General features: G+C 62.4%; 14 protein-coding genes. 4 read left to right on the top strand and 10 right to left on the bottom strand.

The window, feature by feature from the left end:
• On the bottom strand, positions 1-1,149 hold a 1,149-nt coding region (locus B2V21_RS19440; protein ID WP_286917746.1), incomplete at its 3' end, for a sensor domain-containing diguanylate cyclase.
• Positions 1,150-1,356: 207 nt separating this feature from the next.
• Here B2V21_RS19440 and B2V21_RS19435 point away from each other — a divergent pair.
• On the top strand, positions 1,357-2,316 hold the full coding sequence (locus B2V21_RS19435; protein WP_286917745.1) for a 2-hydroxyacid dehydrogenase: 960 nt from the start codon (positions 1,357-1,359) through the stop codon (positions 2,314-2,316).
• 103 nt (positions 2,317-2,419) lie between these two features.
• On the opposite strand, the gene B2V21_RS19430 is transcribed toward B2V21_RS19435, so the two are convergent.
• Positions 2,420-2,680: an ogr/Delta-like zinc finger family protein gene (locus tag B2V21_RS19430; protein ID WP_049859757.1), complete on the bottom strand. Its 261-nt coding sequence runs from the start codon at positions 2,678-2,680 to the stop codon at positions 2,420-2,422.
• 301 nt (positions 2,681-2,981) lie between these two features.
• Between B2V21_RS19430 and B2V21_RS19425 the strand changes: the two genes are divergently transcribed.
• A complete protein-coding gene (locus B2V21_RS19425) occupies positions 2,982-3,362 on the top strand; it encodes a helix-turn-helix domain-containing protein (protein ID WP_286917744.1) in 381 nt (126 codons plus the stop codon).
• A 1-nt stretch (position 3,363) separates the two neighbouring features.
• Here B2V21_RS19425 and B2V21_RS19420 read toward each other — a convergent pair whose 3' ends face one another.
• The 8 genes from B2V21_RS19420 to B2V21_RS19385 all read right to left on the bottom strand — a co-directional run bounded on the left by B2V21_RS19420 (position 3,364) and on the right by B2V21_RS19385 (position 12,688).
• Complete coding sequence (locus tag B2V21_RS19420; protein WP_282349377.1) at positions 3,364-3,714, bottom strand: putative holin; 351 nt, start codon at positions 3,712-3,714, stop codon at positions 3,364-3,366.
• A gap of 229 nt (positions 3,715-3,943) precedes the next feature.
• Positions 3,944-5,395 (bottom strand): SulP family inorganic anion transporter, encoded by a 1,452-nt coding sequence (locus B2V21_RS19415; protein WP_286917743.1) that lies wholly within the window; start codon positions 5,393-5,395, stop codon positions 3,944-3,946.
• Positions 5,396-5,500: 105 nt separating this feature from the next.
• Positions 5,501-6,337 carry an aldo/keto reductase gene (locus tag B2V21_RS19410; RefSeq protein WP_286917742.1) on the bottom strand — a complete coding sequence of 279 codons (837 nt, stop codon included), beginning with the start codon at positions 6,335-6,337 and terminating at the stop codon, positions 5,501-5,503.
• Between the two features lie 73 nt (positions 6,338-6,410).
• Positions 6,411-7,676: a dihydrolipoamide acetyltransferase family protein gene (locus tag B2V21_RS19405; protein ID WP_286917741.1), complete on the bottom strand. Its 1,266-nt coding sequence runs from the start codon at positions 7,674-7,676 to the stop codon at positions 6,411-6,413.
• Positions 7,677-8,726 carry an alpha-ketoacid dehydrogenase subunit beta gene (locus tag B2V21_RS19400; RefSeq protein WP_286917747.1) on the bottom strand — a complete coding sequence of 350 codons (1,050 nt, stop codon included), beginning with the start codon at positions 8,724-8,726 and terminating at the stop codon, positions 7,677-7,679.
• A gap of 10 nt (positions 8,727-8,736) precedes the next feature.
• On the bottom strand, positions 8,737-9,969 hold the full coding sequence (locus B2V21_RS19395; RefSeq protein WP_286917740.1) for a 3-methyl-2-oxobutanoate dehydrogenase (2-methylpropanoyl-transferring) subunit alpha: 1,233 nt from the start codon (positions 9,967-9,969) through the stop codon (positions 8,737-8,739).
• Between the two features lie 266 nt (positions 9,970-10,235).
• Positions 10,236-11,429, bottom strand: coding sequence for an NAD(P)-dependent oxidoreductase (locus tag B2V21_RS19390; protein ID WP_286917739.1), 1,194 nt, complete (start codon positions 11,427-11,429; stop codon positions 10,236-10,238).
• Between the two features lie 176 nt (positions 11,430-11,605).
• Positions 11,606-12,688 (bottom strand): glycosyltransferase, encoded by a 1,083-nt coding sequence (locus B2V21_RS19385; protein WP_082223583.1) that lies wholly within the window; start codon positions 12,686-12,688, stop codon positions 11,606-11,608.
• A gap of 799 nt (positions 12,689-13,487) precedes the next feature.
• Between B2V21_RS19385 and B2V21_RS19380 the strand changes: the two genes are divergently transcribed.
• A complete protein-coding gene (locus B2V21_RS19380) occupies positions 13,488-15,035 on the top strand; it encodes an MBOAT family O-acyltransferase (RefSeq protein WP_286917738.1) in 1,548 nt (515 codons plus the stop codon).
• Positions 15,036-15,053: 18 nt separating this feature from the next.
• A complete protein-coding gene (locus tag B2V21_RS19375; RefSeq protein WP_286917737.1) occupies positions 15,054-16,976 on the top strand; it encodes an HAD-IIIC family phosphatase in 1,923 nt (640 codons plus the stop codon).
• Positions 16,977-17,134 lie beyond the last annotated feature (158 nt).

Here is a 17,134-nt window from a genome sequence, read left to right as displayed (position 1 = left end):
GAAGTGATCGATGTCGAGCATGATGACCCCGAGCGGGCGAGCGTTGCGTCGAGCCCGGCCAATCTCGTCAGGCAGCGCCGCATCCAGTTGCCGGCGATTGGCCAGGCCGGTCAAACCGTCCTGCATCGCCAGCTTCTGCAACGCGGCGTGGGCATTGCGCAATTCCGCCTCGGTACGCAGACCATGGCGGATCTGCCGGATCAAGGTCATCGCGCAGAGCGCCAGGGCTATGCCAACTACCAGCACGAACGCGGCCGAACGCAGCAGGTTCTCGTACCAGCTGGCCAACAGGGCAGCCTTGGATTCAGCGGTCTCCAGCACCAGCGGGTAGGTGCGCAAGGCATGGTAGCTGTACATGCGCTCCACATCGTCCACCAGCGAACGCTGCAGCAATGTGCCGTGATCGGCCTGAGGCAACATCTCGCTGAAGATCCTGCCCTTGGCCACGCTGCTGCCGATGACGTTCTCGTCGAACGGTCGGCGCAGCAGCAGGGTGCCATCCCTGAGCAGCAGGGCGATGACGCCGTGCTTGTCCAGATCGAAACCTGCATAGAATTGATTGAAATAGTCCACTTTCATGGTCGCCAGCACGACACCGGCGAACCTGCCGTCGGCGCCGGTCAAGCGCCGCGACACGGGAATCACCAGGGCGTTGGTGGAACGGCTGCGAATCACCGGGCCCACATGCACGCCGGGATCGGGACTGGCCCGGTGGTAGCGGAAGTAGTCGCGATCGGCATTGTTCAGCCCCGGCGGATCGACGGCGTTGGAACTGGCGATCCATCGTCCCTCGCTGTCATAAATGAACAGCCCCTGCAACTGCGCCAGCGAGCGCGTCCACCCCTGCATCAGGTTGCGCAGCCGCTGCACCTGAGGCGGAGCGGTGCCGTCGACCTGAATCCGCTCGATGAGCCCCAGCAGTACGGTGTCCGATTGCTTGATGGTGTCTTCGGCATGCTGCGCCAGTGAGCGAGCCAGGTTCGAGGTGGTGATCTCGCTGACCCGCAAGGCCTGTGCTCGCGCAGTCAGGGTCTGCCAGACGTCAAGGACGATGAGCGAGACCACCACCAGCGCCACGAACAGGATAGTCATGCGCTGGGCCGAACTGTCGGACTTCAAGGCAATTCGATACTGCGCGTCATCTGCCATCAGCGGCTTCTTTATAGGCGTGTAGGTGCAGTCTAGTGGGTTACGCTCAGCACACAACCGTTGTCTGCGCCGCACCCCTGCGCGGTGGCTGCGGTTGTCATTACATCAGGGCAAGTTGTACGATGACTTCGGTCATCATTGCTGCGTGGCGTCGTTGCGCCGCGTGGCGGTACGATAACAATACCAACGATGCAAACAGGAGGTTTCATGACACAGCCATCGACCCGCGACGTTCCCGTCTTGATCATCGGGGCACTGCTGCCCAGCCTGCAGGAGGCGGTGGAAACCCACTTCGAGGCGACCCGTTTCTGGGAACTGCCGGATCAGAACGCTTGGCTTGCCCAGCACGGCGACCGAATCAGAGCCATCGTCACTTCGGGTGCCTTGGGCGCCAGCAGCGAAGTGATCGGCAAGCTGCCCAACCTCGAAGCCATCTTCAGCTTCGGCGTGGGCTACGATTCGATCGCCGTGGATGCCGCACGCGACCGCGGCATCGTCGTGACCAACACGCCGGCCGTGCTGGACGACTGCGTGGCCGATACTGCCATGGCGTTGACCCTGGATGTCATGCGTCGCTACAGCGAGGCGGATCGTTTCGTGCGGGCAGGCCAATGGACCCAGGGCAAGTTTCCGCTGGCCAGCAAGATCGGTGGCAAGAAGATCGGCATCGTCGGCCTGGGCAACATTGGCGAGTCCATCGCCAAACGCGCAGCCGCCTTCGACATGGAAGTGCTTTACCACAACCGCAAGCCCAAGGCCGGCGTCAGTTACCACTACTACGCCGATCTGGACGCGATGATCGGCGATTGCGACGTATTGGTTCTGGCGGTGCCTGGGGGCAAGTCGACGGAGGGGCTGATCGATGCCAAACGTATCGGCCTGTTGGGCAGCAAGGGCTTTCTGGTCAACATCGCCCGAGGCAGTGTTGTCGATCAGCCGGCCTTGATCCAGGCGTTGCAGGAGAAACGTATCGCCGGTGCCGGCCTGGATGTCTACGAGGACGAGCCCAACGTGCCGCAGGCGCTGATCGACTTGCCCAACGTCGTACTGCTGCCACACCTGGCCAGCGGTACCCACGAGACACGCCAGGCCATGGGTGATCTGGTATGGAGCAACATCCAGGGCTATTTCCACGACCAGCGCAAGGTACTGACGCCGGTGGGTTGACCTCGGCGAACCCTGCGGCAGGCATGCAATGTGACCTGCCGCGATTCCCGCCGGCATGCGTCGAGCGCCTGATCGCGCTGCTCGACGCGAGCCGGTTTGCAGGTCAGGCAGCGCCCGCCGTTTCACTGGGCTTGCTCGCCGCACGGCGCAGCGCGATGGGCGCGCTGGGCAGGTGAATATCCGGATTCGCCACGCCGCTGGGCGACAACTCATGGGTCATCTCGAATTCCGCCCGCACCGACCAACCACAGATTTCGTTCGTGCATTGCAGGTAAGCCACGCGCAGGAACACATGCGTACCTTCGCTGGTGCGGATGCGCATCCTGTTCTTGCAGTGTGGGCATACCATCTTGTAAGTGCTCATTTTTCAAACCTTATGATCCGCGCGTGCTCTTGAAACCGGGACGTGCGAGTCAACTACAAAATTTAAGTAAGTCTTCCCTGAATGAATTGCTGATGCTGCCTGCGTCTTGCCATTGCACAATGAGCGGATAAAAGGCTTTAAGTCCAAGTCACCGCGTCATGTAGGAAATTTCGTTATGATGGATGTAAGTTGTAGGACTGCATCTTGAATATCCTTGATTTGAGAACTAGGGTTAATATTTATATGCAATTCGAATAAATTAATATACTCAAATTGAGTGGGTCAAGCGGAACTTATCAACGTGTGTACCTCTGAAGCAATCCAAGTGCTGGACCGGCTCAAGCACTTAATGGCAGCCCCCAGCGATGCAGCACTGGCCAAGGCATTGGGCATCAGCCCGCAAACACTGGGGAGTTGGCGTGCACGCGCGAGCATTCCCTATGCTGTGTGCATGGATCTGGCACGCGCCGATGGCATCTCTCTGGACTGGCTGTTATTGGGCCGTGGCGCCATGCTCTGCGAACCGCAAACCGTGTTGGAAGACGATGCGCTGATTGCGATTCTGACAACATTGCAGGGACTCGACGCCCAGGACCAGCAGCACGTTCACAAGGTTGCACTGGATCGGAAGTTGCTTCGCCAACTTCAGCGCGAAGTTGCCAGGCTGCGTAAGCATAGTTGACTCACGGACCTCTGAAACGACGCAAGATCTGTTCGATGTCGAGTCGCCGAACCCAGCTTCTCAACTTCAGGCTCAGGGGAATCACCAGCAGCGCGCAGCCGAAAGCGGCAATGCCGCAGGTGAGTTGGGGGATATGGGCCTCTGCCATTGGCGCAAAAAGCAGGCCGACACCGATCGCCATCAACAGATTGCACAGCCTTCGTTCACCGTTCCTGGCCCGCTGCTGGCTGACCACCAGGCAGGCGCCGAGTACCGCGCCCACCACGTGATCCAAGGACATCCACAAAGCGGATACGCCCAGAGCAAGCTCCGATAATGCCGCAGCATCAGCGGCCAGCGTTTCAAGATTCATGATCCGGCCGTACGCGCGTCGATTCCCTGGGCCGATGACCCATGGCAATGGAACGCTCCTTATTCTTCAAGCACATGGTACTGCTCCTCAGGTCTCGAGCCGCGACCGGCGGCCTTGAAACCATCCTCACTCGATGCCTCTCAAGGCTCAAGAACGCGGCCTTGTAGGAAAGCCGCGCAGAGGTGCGGTGCTGGACAGCAGTGTTGTGTCTGACGCAGGTGCAGCGGGCTCAGGCGATAGTGACGGCCGCGTGAGCCCGTTCCAGCAGGCGCTGGTTGCGCGCAGACAGCTGGCGAAGTTGCAGCTGCTTGCCGAACTTGGCGTAGCGCGCTGCCAGGTTTTCCATGGCGGCGATGGCCGAATGATCGACCATGTGCAGGTGACGACAGTCGATATACACCTGGTCCGGGTCGTTCTGCGGATCGAACAGCGCCTGGAAATGCGTGGTCGAGGCGAAGAAGAGGGTGCCATGGGGGGTGTAGACGCGGGCGTCGCCGTTGTCATGGACGTCGCTGCGCATGTCGCGCGAATGCTGCCAGGCGAAGGCCAGCGCGGCGATGAGGATGCCGCACAGCACTGCGGTGGCCAGGTCAGTGAAGACGGTGATGATGGTCACCGCCACGATGACAACGGCATCGTTGGCGGGCACTTTGCCCAGCACCCTCACCGAACCCCAGGCGAAGGTCTGCTGGGCAACCACGAACATCACTCCGGCCAGTGCGGCCAGCGGGATGCGCTCGATCAGCGGCGACAGGAACAGGATGAACAGCAGAATCATCACGCCACTGACCACGCCGGACAGGCGCCCGCGCCCGCCGGAGCTGAGGTTGATCACGGTCTGCCCGATCATCGCGCAGCCGCCCATGCCGCCGAACAGGCCGGAGGTGATGTTGGCCACGCCCAGGGCCACGCACTCGCGATTGGGCTGACCACGGGTTTCGGTGATCTCGTCGGTGAGGTTGAAGGTCAGCAGGGTTTCCAGCAGCCCGACCATGGCCATCAGGGCGGCATAGGGTGCGATGATCTTCAGCGTTGCCAGGTCCAGCGGCACGCTCGGCCACGTGAAGCTGGGCAGGCCGCCGGCGATGGTCGCCATGTCGGCCAGGGTCCGCGTGGGCAGGTGCAGCCACTGCACCAGCAGGCTCACGCCGATGATCGCCACCAGGGCGCCAGGCACCGCTTTGGTCAGGCGCGGCAGCAGGTACACCACGGCCATGGTCAGCAGCACCAGGCCGGCCATCACGCTCAATTCATTCATCGGCAGCCATTGACCGTCGTGGGTCTTGAAGTGTTCGAGCTGCGACAGGGCGATGACGATCGCCAGGCCGTTGACGAACCCCAGCATGACCGGGTGCGGCACCATGCGCACCAGCTTGCCGAGCCGCAGCAGGCCGAAGAGCGCCATGATCAGGCCGCTGAGCACCACTGTGGCCAACAGGTATTGCACGCCGTGCTGCACTACCAGCGCGACGATGACCACGGCCATCGACCCGGCAGCACCGGAAATCATCGCGGGCCGCCCGCCGAGCAAGGCGGTGAGGGTACAGATGATGAATGCGCCATAAAGGCCCATCAACGGATTGACCTGGGCCACCAGTGCAAAGGCGATACATTCGGGCACCAGCGCGAAAGAGGAGGTGAGACCTGCAAGAACGTTGCGACGTATATCGGTTAAGGACATGCAATACCTTTCAGCACAAAAACACCCCGCGGCAGGAAGCCGTGGGGTGTGTCTATCGATTTTTTGGAAGGCGATCAGTTTAACAGCTGTTGCGAAGTGTGTCTGTCATGCACCCATGTCGAAGGTGTCGGGGTTGGGGCCCAGACGACCGGTTTGCGGGATATGGGCGATGGCTTGCAGGTCCTGATCGTCCAAAGTGAAATCGAACACGTCCAGGTTCTGCGCGATGCGCTCCGGGTTGCTCGAGCGTGGGATCACGATGTACTGGCTCTGCGTGTGCCAGCGCAGGATCACCTGAGCCGGGGTCTTGCCGTGCTTCTCGGCGATCTGCGACAGCACCGGCTGCGAGAGCAGGGCGCCGCCCTGGCCCAAAGGACTCCACGATTCGGTGACGATGTTCAGGCCCTTGCAGAACTTGACCAGGTCGACCTGAGAGAAGTCCGGGTGCAGCTCGATCTGGTTCACCGACGGTGTGACGCCGGTGTCGTCGATGATGTGCTGCAGGTGGTCGGGATGGAAGTTGGACACGCCGATGGAGCGCACCCGGCCTTCTTCCTGCAGACGCACGAAGGCCTTCCAGGTTTCGCGATAGGCATTCTTCTTGGGCAGTGCCCAGTGGATCAGGTAGAGGTCGAGCTGCTCCAGGCCCAGTTTGGCCATGCTCGCATCGAATGCGCGCAGGGTACTGTCGTAGCCCTGATCGGTGTTCCACAGCTTGGTGGTGATGAAGATCTCGTCGCGATCCAGTTCGCTTTCGGCCACGGCGCGGCCCACGCCGGCTTCGTTGCCGTAGATCATGGCGGTGTCGATGTGGCGGTACCCCGCTTTCAGGGCGGCGACACTGGAGTCATAGGCCTGGTCGTCGTCGAGCTGCCAGACGCCCAGACCCAGTTGTGGGATCTGGATACCGTCGTTGAGGGTGATCAATGGCGCATGTGGCATGGGGTAGCTCCTGGTAGCGGTGAGTCAATGGGATGTCGACCCGCCGCTACCGGGCATAGTTCATGTCAACGGATCAGACGAAGAGCATCGCCGGTTGCTCCAGCAAACGCTTCACCGCCTGGATGAACCGCGCCGCATCCATGCCGTCGACCACGCGGTGATCGAAGGAGCTGGAGAGGTTCATCATCTGCCGGATCGCGATCTGGCCATTGACCACCATGGGCCGCTCGACCACCCGGTTGACCCCGACAATGGCCACCTCGGGGCGGTTGATCACCGGTGTCGAGGCGATGCCGCCCAGCGCGCCCAGGCTGGTCAGGGTGATGGTCGAGCCGGACAGCTCGTTGCGCGCCGCCTTGCCGCTGCGCGCGGCGTGCGCCAGGCGGTTGATCTCGCCTGCGGTGAACCACAGGTCGGCAGCCTCGGCGTGCCGCAACACCGGCACCATCAAGCCATTGTCGCTCTGGGTGGCGATGCCCATGTGCACCGCACCGTAGCGCGTGATGACCTGCTGCTGATCGTCGTAGTGCGCGTTGATCTGAGGAAAATCACGCAACGCCACTACCAGGGCACGAATCAACAGGGGCAGCAGCGTCAGCTTGCCGCGGGTGTCGCCGAACTGGGCATTGAGGTCGGCGCGCAAAGACAGCAGGGCGGTGACGTCGATTTCTTCGACATAACTGAAGTGTGCCACCTGCCGGGTGGCTTCCTGCATGCGCTGGGCGATCTTGCGGCGCAGGCCGATGACGGCGATGCGCTCTTCGTCGGTGCGAGGTGCGCCGGTCGTCGCGGCCTGTGCCGTGCGGCTGCCGCTGAGGAAGGCGTCCAGGTCGGCGTGACGAATGCGCCCGGCCGGACCGGTGCCGCGCAGCAGGGCCAGGTCGATGCCTTCGTCGCGTGCCCGCTGACGCACGGCGGGCGAGGCGAGCGGTCGGGCACTGGCCTCGCAGATGGATTTGCCTGGCGCGGCGGTGGCCTTCACTTCGGCTCGGGCCGGCGCTGCGGTTGATGGTGTCGCAGGGGCGTCTGCCATTGCGACGGCTTCTTCGGGATCGGCCGCGGCCACGGGCGTATCGGCCTGGTGATGATTGCCGCTGCCGTGCACCTCGATGCGGATCAGCTCCGCCCCGACTGCCATCACCTCGCCCGGCACGCCACCCAGAGCGACCACGGTGCCCGCTACCGAGCTGGGAATCTCTACCGTTGCCTTGTCGGTCATGACGTCGGCCAACACCTGGTCTTCACTGACGGCATCGCCGACCTTGACGAACCACTCCACCAGCTCGACCTGCGCGATGCCTTCGCCGATGTCCGGCATACGAATCACATGCGTGCCCATTCAGACCTCCATCACACGTTGCAAGGCAGCGCCGACACGCGTCGGGCCAGGGAAATAGGCCCATTCCTGGGCATGCGGATAGGGTGTATCCCAACCGGTGACGCGCTCAATGGGCGCCTCCAGGTGATGGAAGCAGTGCTCCTGCACCAGGGCCACCAGTTCGGCACCGAAGCCGCAGGTGCGGGTCGCTTCGTGGACCACCACGCAGCGCCCGGTTTTCTTCACCGAAGCGACGATGGTGCCCAGGTCCAGCGGCCACAGGCTGCGCAGGTCGATCACCTCGGCGTCGATGCCGGTTTCCTCGGCGGCAGTCACTGCCACGTAGACCGTGGTGCCATAGGTCAGCACCGTGACATCGCTGCCCGGCCGGACGATGGCGGCGCTGTCCAGCGGCACGGTGTAGTAGCCCTCGGGCACGGCGCTGGCAGCGTGCTTGGACCACGGCGTCACCGGCCGGTCGTGATGACCGTCGAAGGGGCCGTTGTACAGGCGCTTGGGCTCCAGAAAGATCACCGGGTCGTCGTTCTCGATGGCCGCGATCAGCAGGCCCTTGGCGTCGTAGGGGTTGGACGGCATCACGGTGCGCAGGCCGCAGACCTGAGTGAAGATCGCCTCCGGGCTCTGGCTGTGGGTCTGTCCGCCGTAGATACCGCCGCCGCAGGGCATGCGCACGGTCATTGGCGCGCTGAACTGTCCGGCCGAGCGAAAGCGCAGACGCGCTGCCTCCGACGCCAGTTGATCGTAGGCCGGGTAGACGTAGTCGGCGAACTGGATTTCCGCCACCGGACGCAGACCGTAGGCGCCCATGCCGACGGCGATGCCGACGATGCCGCTTTCCGAAATCGGTGTGTCGAACACCCGTGAGCGGCCGTATTTGGCCTGCAGCCCTTCGGTGCAGCGGAAGACCCCACCGAAATAGCCGATGTCCTGACCGAACGCGACCACCTTGGGATCTCGTTCGAGCATGACGTCCATGGCCGATCGAATGGCCTGCACCATGCTCATGATGGCCGTACTGTTGTGCTGCTCGATGCGTGTTTCTGTAGGCATGTTCATGGTGTCAGACTCCCATCTGCTGACGTTGCCGACGCAGGTGCTCGGGCATGTCCTTGTAGACGTCTTCGAAAATCGTCGCGGCGCTGGCGACCCGGCCGCTGACCAGGGTGCCGAACTGCTCGGCCGCCTTCAGCGCGGCGCCCACCTGGGCTTCGATCTCGCCCTGCAGCGCGGCGTGCTGCTCCTCGCTCCACACACCGCTGACGATCAGGTGCTGCTTGAGCCGCGCGATCGGATCGCCCAGCGGGAAATGCTGGCCATCGTCGGCAGGACGGTATTTGGAAGGGTCGTCGGACGTCGAGTGCGGGCCGGCACGGTAGGTGACCCATTCGATCAGGGTCGGGCCATGGTTGCGTCGGGCGCGTTCGGCGGCCCAGCGCGAGGCGGCGAACACGGCGAGGAAATCGTTGCCGTCCACCCGCAGCGAGGCAATCCCGCAGCCCACGCCGCGGCCGGCGAAGGTGGTCGCTTCACCGCCGGCGATGCCCTGGAACGAGGAGATCGCCCACTGATTGTTGACCACGTTGAGAATCACCGGCGCGCGGTACACGTGGGCGAAGGTCAGTGCGGTATGAAAGTCGGCCTCGGCGGTGGAGCCGTCACCGATCCACGCCGAGGCGATGCGCGTGTCGCCCTGGATGGCCGAAGCCATGGCCCAGCCTACGGCCTGCACGAACTGGGTCGCCAGGTTGCCGGAGATACTGAAGAAACCTTCGTCCTTGTAGGAATACATGACCGGCAGCTGGCGGCCCTTGAGCGGGTCTTTCTCGTTGGAGAACAGCTGACAGATCATGTCGACCAGCGGCAGCTTGCGCGCCATCAGGATGCTCTGCTGGCGGTAGGTGGGAAAACACATGTCGTCGTTGCGCAGCGCCAGCGCATGAGCGCTTCCGATGGCTTCCTCGCCCAGGCTCTGTATATAGAAGGACATTTTCTTCTGGCGCTGGGCGGTGACCATCCGCGTGTCGTAGATACGGGTGGTCAGCATCGCCCGCAGGCCGTCGTGCAGCACCTGCTCGGGAATGTCTTCAGCCCATGGACCCCGGGCCTGGCCATGCTCGTCGAGGACCCGCACCAGGCTCGCGGCCAGGTCGGCCGTGGCCTGCGGCTCTATGTCGACGGAGGGTTTGCGCACGGTGCCCGCAGCGCTGAGTTGCAGGTAGGAGAAATCGGTCTTGCAGCCGGGGCGGCCGCTGGGTTCAGGCACATGCAGCCTGAGGGGAAGATAGTCGTTCACGTCGTCACTACCCTTGATCTTGTTGTTGTGGGTGCAGCGCTAGGGTTGAGTCTAGTCGGCCTTGGCAGGCCGCTCGGAACTTATGCTACGGCGCGGCGATGGCGAAATCATGTCCAAAACGCGGCTTGGCAGCGCACGTCTTGCATGAATCATGCGTCGCGGTCAGACATTCAAGAGAGTTCATGCGCAATCCCTGCAAGTGCGTTGCGCAGCCCGGAAACGCAAAAACCCGCCGAAGCGGGTTTTGTGATGAAGCGGGCAGGGTGTCAGCCCAGAACGGCTTCCGCGCCAGCGAACAGCGGCTGCGCGGCGGAGCGACCGGTCACCAGGGACAGGTCGTCGACCAGAATGCGCGGCCCCTTGCGCTGCTGCATGACGATGTCCAGCGCACGGCTAGGCTGCAGCTCGACGTCGTCGAAGGTGATCATCTGACCCGGCTCCACGGCGCGCTTCATGATGGCATGGCTCATCAGGCCGATCGGAACATGATCTTCGTGACGGTCGATGATCACGCTTTCACCGCGCAGTTGGAAACCGCCGATGCCACGGCTGATCAGCTCACCTGCCGGCATGGCATGCTTGGCGATGGCCGCGACGCCCACGGTGGGACTGGTCGAGTTGTTCAGCAGGATGCCGCCGCCGTTGAGTACCCGACGTAGGGTCTTGCCCACTTCCAGCGAGCACAGGTGGAACGGGCGCAGCAGTGCGTAGTAGGGACCGGCGCCCAGTTTCAGGTACTGCAGGGCCTGGCTCTGGATGCGGTCGTGGCGACCGACCAGGAACACACCGCCGGCGGCGTAGCCGCTGGGGATGACGTAGTCGACGATCGATTGACCCAGGCCGTCTGCCAGGGCGCCGAGCACGGCGGCGCTTTCATCGAGGTTGGTCGATGGCAGACCTTCCATGCCCTGGCGGGTGATGGTGGCGCCGAAACCGTTGGCGACCAGCGCCTGTTCGATCTGTACTTTGGTGCCGTCGGTGAAGGAGGTGGTCTGCTCGATGCTGATGCCCTGGCGCGAAGACCAGTAGGCCATGTCCGCGTGGGTCGGATTGTGGTTCAGATAACCCTTCATGTTGCCGTACACCAGCGGTTCGAAGCCCATCATGATGGCCTCTTCACGCAGCGCAGCCAAAGAGCCGGGCTGATCGCCTTCGGCTTCGGTGATGAAACCCTGGCCAGCCAGGTAGGAACCCGTCGTTACCTGCAGTTCGGCGTTCACCGTGATGACCCGCAGGCCGGCACTGAACGCACGCTCGATCACCACCGTCCCGTGGCACACATCGCCGCTGCACTCGATCACCAGGTCGCTGTGGTCGATCAAATCATCGAGCGAATTGGTGAGGACGCCGTCCAACGGAAAATTCGCCAACTCCCGTACCGGGCGACGGGTCAGGACCCGCGTCACCTGTACGTCCTTGTAATGCTTGGCCAGAAGCAGGACCAGGGCGCGTGCAATCATGCCGGTTCCGCTCACACCAATTCTGGTAACAGTCGTTTTGTCCATGGGGCGTACTCTCGAATAGTTGAACAGCAGGAAACGGCTAGGCACAACAGGCCGTCCGCGATCCCTGGTCGGGGACGGCGCCTGGGGTGTGCAGGTCCATCAGGGCACAGCAAAATCAGGTACAGGCAGCATCAGCGCAGCGGGAACGTCGAACTCATGCCCAGCTTCGAGTTCTCGCCGTCATGAATGGCCCGCTGCAGCAGTGCCAGGCGATCCTGAGCATTGCGACGACGGGCGAAATAAGTCAGTAGCGAATTGAAGATCTTGCGGTTCAGGCGGTACATCCAAGGCGATGCCAGCCACACGTGTTTATCGAACCAGGCCTGGTTGCGCGCCGAGTAGTAGGCGCGGAAATCCGAGTTGCCGAGCAGGAACGACTCATAGATGTTGCGAGTGTTGGCCTTGTTGTTCCAGGAGTCCTCCAACTCGTCGATGACCGCATCGGTAAGCAGGTACAGGTGTCCACCGTTGGCGGTGATGCGCCGGGTGTACTCGGTGTCGTCGACATACAGGACCAGCTCGCGGCGTGGCACGCCGATGCTTTCGTACAGGCTGCGGTGGCCGAGCATCCCGCCGTAGGGCGCGAAAGGCAGGCTGAGCATGGCCGCCGGTTTGCTGCCGCGCTTGCCCCAAGGGCGACGACGCCACAGCTTGTAGGGAATCTGCGCAACGTGGAAACCGAAGTAGCTCGACGGCCGCTGGGTGGCGAAACGCAGGGGCACGCCTTGGGCGATGTCTTCCTGCTGGCCGGGGCGAAAGCCCAGCACCGCGACCTGGGCGCTGCCGTGTACGCCTTCCAGGCGCTTGAGCTCGGCGTGCAGCAACTCGACGGCGGCCGGTGTCGGGGTATTGTCGTCGTCCATCATCCAGATGTATTCGGCGCCATTGGCCAGTGCAGCTTCTATACCCACCGCGTAGCCATTGGCCGAGCCGCTGTTTTCCGCCAGCTGGATCACCCGTACCCGGCCGGGCCAGCGTTCGGCCAGCTCGTCCACGGGGGCGGTCGCGGCATTGCTGACGATCAGCACTTCGTCGATTTGAGCGAAGCTCAAGGCGTCGGCAACCAATTGTTCGAGGTAACCCAGGCGATCGCCATAGGTCACCGTGACGATGGTCGTGCCCTCTCTTGGGCAGGGCTGCTCTCCGGAAAACACTTCGAGGTAAGAGTAGCCATCGATGAGGATCGTCGAGTGTTGTTGATGTGTATCGACCATGTGGATGCCTTCGCTTGAAAAGAGGAGGGGGTTTGCACCGCCTAGGGATTAACGCTGTTTTCCGCGTGTTGCAGCGGAACGCATTGAAACGAATTCCAAGCGAGGCAATAACACTGCATGTTCTGTACTTGCACTCAACGACACGTTTGACACTGTTCTCGATACACCGCACCCACGCGATACCGGACTTAACTTCTCGTTATCGAAAGTTAAAGCTACCGCCGGTCCTTGCCTAAGCAGTGGGTCAACTCATTCATGTGCCTAAACGGCGCTTTCGCCAGAACGGCTAAACGCTCTTCTTGCCTTCGAAAAGTCTCTGGAGCGAGGTTTCACGGGCGTTGAAGCGAATTTAAGGTGGCGTTGCCATGTAAGTCAATGCGCGGTGTCGCGATTTTTGACAAAAATTTTACATTTGGCCTTGGATTTTCATAAGTCATTGATTTATAGGGCAGTCAATGTTTTGTCGTGGCTATCTGTCAATAATCCGCGCGCCAAATCGGCCGCGTCAAAAAACTAATTGGCGGTATTTAAATAGTTTTCCGGCGGTGCTGTAAGTAAATAACCAGGTACTTTCACGAGGACTTGCACGGTGCCAAAGTTTGAGAGATGCTTATTTCCGTTCGTCAGAGGCAGTGAACTTTCTTCGCGCCTTGCACATGACTGCGTTTGTACGTGATCCACTTCTTGGCGTGGCCATTGGCACTCCAAGAGCGTGGGACGCCTGGCTGTGTGCGCCGTGAGCGAGCACCGAACTTCAAAAGACTTATCAATCGTCGCGCCATGCCGCGGGGTCATACCGATGTTGTTCAACTCGATGGTATTCATTGCCGGTTTTCTACCCGTGGTCCTGCTGGGGTTCGTCATGCTGGCCGGGACCGGGCGCAGGCGCCTGGCGGCGGTATGGCTGACCCTCGCCTCGCTGGTCTTCTACGGCTGGTGGAACCCCGCCAACGTACCTCTGTTGCTGGGCAGTATCGGGTTCAACTACGTGCTGGCCGGTCAACTGTTGCGCACCCGTTCCAAGATATTGCTGATTCTGGGGGTGGCCGCCAACCTGTCGCTGTTGCTGTACTTCAAATACACCGGTTTTCTGTTCGGCAGCCTCAACGAAGCGTTCGGCTTGGGCTGGACCTTGCAGAACATCACCCTGCCGCTGGCGATCTCGTTTTTCACCTTTCAGCAGATTGCCTACCTGGTGGACACCCATGACGGCGAGGTGGTCGAGCACGACTTCGTCAACTACTGCCTGTTCATCACCTTTTTCCCGCACCTCATCGCTGGGCCCATCACCCACCACAGGGAAATGCTCGAGCAATTCCGCGACGGCGACAACTTCCGGCCGCGACTGGTCAATCTGTCCATCGGCGCAACTGTTTTCTTCATGGGCTTGTTCAAGAAAGTGATCATGGCCGACCCCATGGGCGAGAAGGCTGCCCCGGTATTTGCCATGGCCGCCGACGGTACGTTGCCTGCTCTGCATGATGCCTGGATCGGGGCGCTGAGCTACACCCTGCAGATCTACTTCGATTTTTCCGGCTATACCGACATGGCCATCGGGCTGGGGCTGCTTTTCGGCATCAGCCTGCCAGCCAACTTCAACAGCCCGTTCAAGGCGCGCAACGTGATCGACTATTGGTCGCGCTGGCACATGACGCTGACCCGCTTCCTCACCAGCTACATCTACAACCCGATCGTGCTGCGCATCACCCGTCGGCGCATGGCCGCCGGTTTGCCGATGCCCAAGCGCGGCAAGATGAGCCTGGGTACGTTCTGCATGGTGGTGGCTTATCCGACCGTGCTGACCATGTTCATTTCCGGTGTGTGGCACGGCGCGGGTTGGCAGTTCGTGGCCTTCGGCCTAGTGCACGGTTTCTACCTCGTGGTGGCCCATGGCTGGCGTGCCTGGAAAGCGCGTCGTGGCTGGGCGGTGGACAGCGATCGCTGGATCCATCGGGTACCGGCGGTGCTGTTGACGTTCGTCTGCGTGGTGGTGGCGATGGTGTTCTTCCGCGCGCCCAGCCTGACCGGCGCTTTGGCGGTGCTGGGCGGCATGCTGGGTATGAGCGAACTGCCCACCCAGTTGGCACCCCAGCACCTGCGCAGCTCGATCATGATCGCGGCCCTGCTGGCGTTCGTCTGGTCGCTGCCCAACCTCCAGCAGTGGATGGGGCATTTCCGCACGGCGCTCAATGCCAAGCCGGATCTGCACTGGCTGCAGCGCCGAGTGCCTGCCAGCGCCTGGCAGCCCAGCGCGGCGGTCGGCCTGAGCATCGGCGTGCTTGCCTTTTTCGCGCTGGCCACCGCGTTTTCGGTGGCGCCCAGCGAGTTTCTCTACTTTCAGTTCTGACAGATCAAGGTGCCGACGATGGAACAGTTAGCCTGGCTTGCACAACACCCCGACCTGGGCGCGGCGATCACTTCCGCCAAATCATTGAGCGATCCTGTAGCGCGCCTGCGCGAAGCCGCCCGGCTGGCCGGCTATCGTCGCGATTTCACCCTGACCCTGCGCCTGGATCGCCTAGCCAGGGAGGGCATCGATCTGCTCGCTGGTGACGGGCAGTCGGCAGTGCCCGGTTTCACCGCGTTGCGCATGGCCGTGCTGGCCTCGCACACCGTTGACCACTTGCTGCCGGGCATCCGCGTCGCCGCGCTGCAACGTCAGGTCGGTATGTCGCTGTACCTGGCGCCTTATGGTCAGTATCGCCAGGGGTTGCTCGGCGACGATCCGGCGTTGAAGGCTTTCGCTCCGCAAATCATCCTGCTGGCCCTGGATGCCCTCGACTCGCCTCCCGATTGCCCTCTGCATGCCAGTGCGCAAGAAGCTGAAAGCGCCGTGCAGGCGCGCGTCGCCGAATTGCGCGGGCTCTGGCGCAAGGCGCGCGAGCGCTACGCCGCTCAGGTCATCCAGCAGACAGGGGTGCCTGCCGGCCCCGCGCTCTTCGGACACTTCGACGCGCAGGTGCCGGGCTCGCCGAGGGCCTTGCTTGAGCGCCTGAACAGCGAGATTCGCCGTGCGGCCGCCGAGGACGGCGTATTGCTCATGGACCTGGCCTGGAGCGCCGCCTGCGGCCAGTACGGTGAAGGCCTGGCCAACCCGGTGCGCTGGCATCAGGCCAAGCAGTTGGTCAGTCCGGTCTGGGCACCGCTGTATGGCGACCAGTTGGCGCGCATCGCCGCCGCCGTGGTCGGTCGGTCGCGCAAGTGCCTGGTGCTGGACCTGGACAACACCCTGTGGGGCGGCGTGGTCGGCGACGATGGCGTGGACGGTCTGTACCTGGGGCAGGGCAGCGCCACCGGCGAAGCCTTTCTGGCCTTCCAGCACTACGCGGTGCAACTGGCACGTCGCGGCGTGATTCTGGCGGTGTGCAGCAAGAACGACCAGCAGGTTGCCGAAGCGGCCTTCGATCACCCGGAAATGGCCCTCAAGCGCAGCGATATCGCGGTGTTCGTAGCCAACTGGGAAGACAAGGCGAGCAACCTGCGGCGGATTGCCGAGCAGTTGAACATTGGCCTGGACAGCCTGGTGTTCGTTGACGACAACCCGGCCGAACGTGACATCGTGCGCCGCGAGTTGCCTCAGGTGGCCGTTCCGGAACTGCCCGATGACGTGGCCGACTACCCGGCGCGGGTCGCGGCTGCGGGTTACTTCGAGGCTATCGCCTTCACCGCCGACGATGGTGCGCGCGTGCAGACCTACCGGGCCAACAGCGAGCGTCAGGCGGCCATGGCCGCGGCCACCGACATGGCCGGCTACCTCAAGGGCCTGCAGATGGTCATGCAGGCGCGGCCCATAGGCACTGCCGAGCGGGCCCGAGCCACGCAACTGATCAACAAGACCAATCAGTTCAATCTGACCACCCGGCGCTACAGCGAGGCAGAGGTGCAGCAATTGGCGGACAGCCCCGGCGCACTGGCGTTGAGCCTGCGCTTGACCGACAAGTTTGGTGACAACGGCCTGATCAGTGTGGTGCTGGCACGTGCCGATGCGGCCTGCGCCAGCGACGAATTGTTCATCGACACTTGGCTGATGAGCTGTCGCGTGCTGGGGCGCCAGACTGAACAGGCGGCCTTGCAAGTGCTTGCCCAATACGCCACGACCGCTGGCTACAGCGCCTTGATCGGCGAGTATCGCCCGAGCGAGCGCAATGCGATGGTCGCCGAGCATTACCCGCAACTGGGTTTCGTTCACCAGCCGAACCCTGATCCGGCCTCGACTGCCACGTTCTGGCGTTACCCGCTGGCGACCCCACCTCACTTCAACCACCACATCGAGATACGTCATGACTGAAACCACTACCGTATTGCAGGAACTGACCGAGCTGTTCCGTGACCTGTTCGACGACGAAAACCTGGAGCTGAACGACGACAGCACGGCCGATCAGGTCGAGGGTTGGGACAGCCAGATGCACGTGATGCTGATCGTCGCCGCCGAGCAACGCTTCGGCA

This window comes from Pseudomonas sp. UBA6276, assembly GCF_002438365.1.
GTDB lineage: Bacteria > Pseudomonadota > Gammaproteobacteria > Pseudomonadales > Pseudomonadaceae > Aquipseudomonas > Aquipseudomonas coleopterorum.
The sequence above is the reverse complement of the archived record's forward strand: the minus strand, read 5'-3'. Positions and strand labels throughout refer to the sequence as shown.

What these genes read in the sequence shown, in the direction of transcription:
- B2V21_RS19400 (WP_286917747.1), bottom strand. Translation starts at nt 8,726, where the DNA reads ATGCCTACAGAAACACGCATCGAGCAGCACAACAGTACGGCCATCATG.
- B2V21_RS19435 (WP_286917745.1), top strand. Translation starts at nt 1,357, where the DNA reads ATGACACAGCCATCGACCCGCGACGTTCCCGTCTTGATCATCGGGGCA.
- B2V21_RS19390 (WP_286917739.1), bottom strand. Translation starts at nt 11,429, where the DNA reads ATGATTGCACGCGCCCTGGTCCTGCTTCTGGCCAAGCATTACAAGGAC.
- B2V21_RS19375 (WP_286917737.1), top strand. Translation starts at nt 15,054, where the DNA reads ATGGAACAGTTAGCCTGGCTTGCACAACACCCCGACCTGGGCGCGGCG.
- B2V21_RS19385 (WP_082223583.1), bottom strand. Translation starts at nt 12,688, where the DNA reads ATGGTCGATACACATCAACAACACTCGACGATCCTCATCGATGGCTAC.
- B2V21_RS19410 (WP_286917742.1), bottom strand. Translation starts at nt 6,337, where the DNA reads ATGCCACATGCGCCATTGATCACCCTCAACGACGGTATCCAGATCCCA.
- B2V21_RS19380 (WP_286917738.1), top strand. Translation starts at nt 13,488, where the DNA reads ATGTTGTTCAACTCGATGGTATTCATTGCCGGTTTTCTACCCGTGGTC.
- B2V21_RS19415 (WP_286917743.1), bottom strand. Translation starts at nt 5,395, where the DNA reads ATGTCCTTAACCGATATACGTCGCAACGTTCTTGCAGGTCTCACCTCC.
- B2V21_RS19420 (WP_282349377.1), bottom strand. Translation starts at nt 3,714, where the DNA reads ATGAATCTTGAAACGCTGGCCGCTGATGCTGCGGCATTATCGGAGCTT.
- B2V21_RS19430 (WP_049859757.1), bottom strand. Translation starts at nt 2,680, where the DNA reads ATGAGCACTTACAAGATGGTATGCCCACACTGCAAGAACAGGATGCGC.
- B2V21_RS19405 (WP_286917741.1), bottom strand. Translation starts at nt 7,676, where the DNA reads ATGGGCACGCATGTGATTCGTATGCCGGACATCGGCGAAGGCATCGCG.